The organism is Anaerococcus porci (assembly GCF_034090325.1).
Taxonomy (GTDB): domain Bacteria; phylum Bacillota; class Clostridia; order Tissierellales; family Peptoniphilaceae; genus Anaerococcus; species Anaerococcus porci.
Genome location: NZ_JAXDSU010000047.1, coordinates 1 through 4,343 on the forward strand (window position 1 = coordinate 1; position 4,343 = coordinate 4,343).

A 4,343-nucleotide genomic window follows, 5' to 3' on the forward strand; every position below is an offset into this window, starting at 1 on the left:
TTAAATTCATAAAAAACCTCCTGTTATTTTGTGTTTTGGTAAACCACAAATTTATTTTAACACGGAGGTATTTTTTTATTTGTTTTTCATCGCTAAAGCTAAATTGAACCCCCGGTCCAACCGGGGGTATTCTAATTACAATAAAACCAGCCCTATGGCTGGTCAGATATTGTAAAATTTAATTGTTATTTAGCCAATTAATAGCACAAGTTAGGAATAAGCCTACTCCTATAGGCATAGCATCTTCTGAAAAGTCTACCTTTGGATTATGATGAGAAAATTCATTTCCTTCAACTTTTGAGTTAAGCAAGAAATAAACTGTTGGAACTTTTTCTGAAACAAAGGCCATATCCTCGCTTGCCATAAGTCTTTCACTGCTTATCATTTCTACATCTGAAGAATCTTTTACATATCCTACAAGTTCTTTTGTAAGGTCAGGATTTGAGTAAAGACTTGGAACACTTGCAAAAAACTCAAGGTCTACTTGGCAATTTGTAAGCTTAGCTACTCCCTTTACGATATCATCCATTCTTTTAAGAAGTTTTTTTCTAATTTCTGGATCATATGTTCTAATAGTTCCTTGAAGTGTAGCTGTATCAGGAATTATATTAGAGTTTGAGCCTGAAGCGAATTGTCCAAATGTTAGGGTAGTATGCTTTGATGGATTCGCATCACGACTTATAAGTTGGTTAAATTGTTGATATACTATTACACCTGCATTTATTGGATCCTTTGTAGTATGAGGATAACCACCATGACCACCTTGACCCTTTATATTTATTTTAAAGTTATCACAACTAGTTGCCATATATCCTTCATAATAAGAAATTGAGCCTGCCTTGTGATTTAGGTTTGTATGAAGAGCTAAAGCAATATCCACTCCATCAAGCACTCCATTTTCTATCATCATTTTAGAGCCTTTAAAGATTTCTTCTGCAGGTTGGAACATGAATCTTACCTCACCCTTGAAGTCTTTCTTATGCTCTGTTAGAAGTTTTGCAGTAGAAAGTCCAATAGCTGTATGAAGGTCATGACCACAAGTATGGGCTACCCCTTTATTTTTAGATGAAAAATCAAGTCCTGTTTCCTCATCCATAGGAAGAGCATCCATATCGCACCTTATAAGCACTGTCTTTCCATCACCTGCTTCCCCCTTAATGGTCGCTTGTATACCACTTTCCCCAATTTCTTTAACTTCAGCACCCAAGTCCTCTAGCCTTTTTTTAACATAAGCCTTGGTTTTTGGTAATTCTAATCCAAGTTCTGGATCTTCATGAATGTGTCTACGGTCTTTTATTAATTGATCTTTTAGATCTTTTGCTTCTTTAAAATAATCTTTCATAATAACATCCTTTCTTTTCAAAATAAAAAAGACATCAAATGATGAGATTTTTATTCCTATATTCTTATACCCATTTCTGAAAATAATTACTAATAATCAGAGATAAAATTAATAATATTTATATGTATAAAATCTTCTTGTTTAAAATATAAATTAGCAAGGATTTAATGCATTATAATCGTTTGATAAAATACAAATTAGTCTAATTGTTAAAAAAAATTCGCCATATTTTAAGAATATTTACAAAAAATAAAATATATTATAAAATAATTTTAATATATAAAAACTTAGGAGGAATATAATGAGAAAGTTTTTAGAAAAAAAAGGTATAAGCCTTTCAGCAAAAGTCTACTTTATAGATGCATTGGGAGCTATGGCTTTTGGTCTTTTTGCAACACTTTTGGTAGGAACAATCTTAAATACTATAGGACAGTCTTTTAATATAAAATTCTTATCCGAAACAATTTGGCCACTTGCACAAGAAGCTACAGGTCCTGCAATAGCTGTATCAATTGCCTATGCTCTAAAGGCTGACAGAATGATTTTATTTTCATCAACTATTGTTGGTATAGCCTCTAACAAGTTGGGTGGGCCTATGGGAGTATTCATAGCAAGCTTAATTTCCGTTGAAGTAGCAAAACTTGTTTCAAAAGAAACTAAGATTGATATAGTTATAACACCAGTTGTAACAGTTCTGGTTGGAGTTGCAATTGCAAGTTTTGTAGGACCTGTCATCCAAAAGTTCATGACTCAAATCGGAGTTATAATAATGGATGCTACAAAACAAAAACCCTTTATTATGGGAATTATAGTCTCAGTCATAGTAGGAATTGTCCTAACCTTGCCTATTTCATCTGCCGCTCTTTGTATGACCATATCTCTATCAGGCCTTGCCGCTGGTGCTGCGACAGTAGGATGTTGTTGTCAAATGATAGGATTTGCTGTAATATCTTACAGAGAAAATAAGATGGAAGGTTTGATTGCACAAGGGCTTGGTACAAGCATGCTTCAAATGCCAAATATAATGAGAAATCCGAGAGTACTTATACCACCAACCCTTGCTTCTGCAATACTTGGGCCTGTATCTACTCTTGTATTTAAACTTGAAAACTCCCCAATAGGAGCTGGAATGGGAACCTGTGGCTTGGTTGGTCAAATATCAACCTTTACAGAGATGAGTTCAACTCCATTTTTCACTCTTCTATCAATAGTTTTATTGATGCATATAATACTACCTGCCATTGTTTCTCTTATAATTGATTATTTTGTAAGAAAGTTAGGATGGATAAAAGAAGGAGACTTAAAACTTGATTTTTCTAAGTAATAAGAAAGCAAAAACTCTTGCCAATATAAGACAAGAGTTTTTGGAATTTAATCTAAGAAAATATTTGAAAATATTTTTTCTCTTATGAAATACCGCTTTTGGTTTTTATAAATAATTCTTTATATAATTATAAGAAATAAAAAAACAGTATCAAGTCCTTACTGAAGCTATTAATCCCTATCCCGGTTTTTAAGCTTCAGTTTAAAACTTAAATACTGTTTTTAAACTGTAATTAAAAACTAAATTATTAAGTAGAAAAATACTATCTTTACTTAGTTTCAAACCTATATGCTAACACTCACAAGACTCCAAAACCCAAGTATATCCTTCCCCTCTTACAGTCTTAATTGGGGCAAGTTTAACTTTTTTGAATTCCTTTCGAATCTTTCTGATATGTTCTCTAACCGACCTATCAGTCGTTTCTATACCCATCTTTGCCATCTCTTTTACAATTAATTCCTTAGAAACAGGATTTCCCATTCTTTTAATAAGAATGATACAAAGGTTGATTTCACTTTTAGTTAGATTTAAAATATCATTGCCTATCCTAAAAATACCATTATCAACTTCTATCGAACAAAAACCAAAATTTATAATCTTAGAATTGTTAATCTCCTCTACCTTCTTTAAGGTAAATTTCACAAATTCTTCTCTTGAGTAAGAATGAATCACAAAGTCTTTATCATCTAATTCTTGTTCATAAGGACTTTTTTTGTACCTATTAGTAAGATATATAACAGGTATATCAGTTGTTTGCTTTATGTATTGAATTAATTCTATACATCTAGTGTGAGTCATATCAACCAAAATAAGGTCAAATTCTGATAGATCCTCCTCTAAGATAATATCCTCATAATTTTCATACCTTTTAACGACAACTTCATTCTCATCAAATTTAGAATTCAGCAAATTAGAAATTCCATTTTCATTCTCCATAGATGCTATTTTCATTGTCTCTCCAATCTATAAACATAAAAGTTTAATTTTAAATAGAATTATCCGTATACAAATAATTATATAATTGTAAGGTCTTTAATTCAATTAATTTAGCGAAAAAATTCATTATCATTTCATATTTTTTCAATAAAAGCTTAAAAAAACTATCCTTAATCTTTAAGATACAATTAATAATTTATATGTAAAGTTATTAGCTTCTTACATATTCTTAATCATCCACACCTAGTTTTTCAGTATTATTTATATGTATAATAGTTAGAGGAATTGTCCAATCTTTTAACTTTTTTATCAAGTATAAGAATATATTCGCTATGATTTTTATAATATTTTTAACTACTTGACTAAATATATCAACTTAAGTTAAAGGAACTTATCTTTATCTTATCAACTTATAGAATAAAAACCTTATCTTATTATGTATCAAAATAAATCAAATCTTTCTTAATATATTCTTAGAGAAATCAAGTCAATAGTATAATAAAATTTTTCATTTATCCTAATAAGCATATAATCAAAATCATAGTTAGGATACTCCTCTTCTCGCCTTTATTAGACACTCATTAAATTTTATTTTTTCATTGTTTCCTATCTTTCTAATATCTATATATCTTGTAAATATATCTTTTAATTATTTTATACCTTTTAGTGTCATTTTATTAGTCAAGTCCATAATATTGTGTAAATTATCCTAGTCCAATATTTACTATTTCATTCTAATAT

The 4,343-nt window shown here is 30.0% G+C and carries 3 protein-coding genes; 1 reads left to right on the forward strand and 2 read right to left on the reverse strand.

What is annotated here, in order from left to right; all coding sequences use genetic code 11:
• Positions 1–178: 178 nt before the first annotated feature.
• Positions 179–1,342: a M20 metallopeptidase family protein gene (locus SOR60_RS04850; RefSeq protein ID WP_320595366.1), complete on the reverse strand. Its 1,164-nt coding sequence runs from the start codon at positions 1,340–1,342 to the stop codon at positions 179–181.
• A 301-nt stretch (positions 1,343–1,643) separates the two neighbouring features.
• Here SOR60_RS04850 and SOR60_RS04855 point away from each other — a divergent pair, with 301 nt between their 5' ends.
• Positions 1,644–2,666, forward strand: coding sequence for a PTS transporter subunit IIC (locus SOR60_RS04855; RefSeq protein ID WP_320595367.1), 1,023 nt, complete (start codon positions 1,644–1,646; stop codon positions 2,664–2,666).
• Between the two features lie 291 nt (positions 2,667–2,957).
• On the opposite strand, the gene SOR60_RS04860 is transcribed toward SOR60_RS04855, so the two are convergent.
• Positions 2,958–3,617, reverse strand: a complete 660-nt coding sequence (locus SOR60_RS04860; protein ID WP_320595368.1) for a winged helix-turn-helix domain-containing protein — start codon at positions 3,615–3,617, stop codon at positions 2,958–2,960.
• Between the last annotated feature and the right edge of the window lie 726 nt (positions 3,618–4,343).

Bases quoted from the DNA above. Each gene is read 5' to 3' on its own strand.
- SOR60_RS04860 (WP_320595368.1), bottom strand. From the start codon at position 3,617: ATGAAAATAGCATCTATGGAGAATGAAAATGGAATTTCTAATTTGCTG.
- SOR60_RS04855 (WP_320595367.1), top strand. From the start codon at position 1,644: ATGAGAAAGTTTTTAGAAAAAAAAGGTATAAGCCTTTCAGCAAAAGTC.
- SOR60_RS04850 (WP_320595366.1), bottom strand. From the start codon at position 1,342: ATGAAAGATTATTTTAAAGAAGCAAAAGATCTAAAAGATCAATTAATA.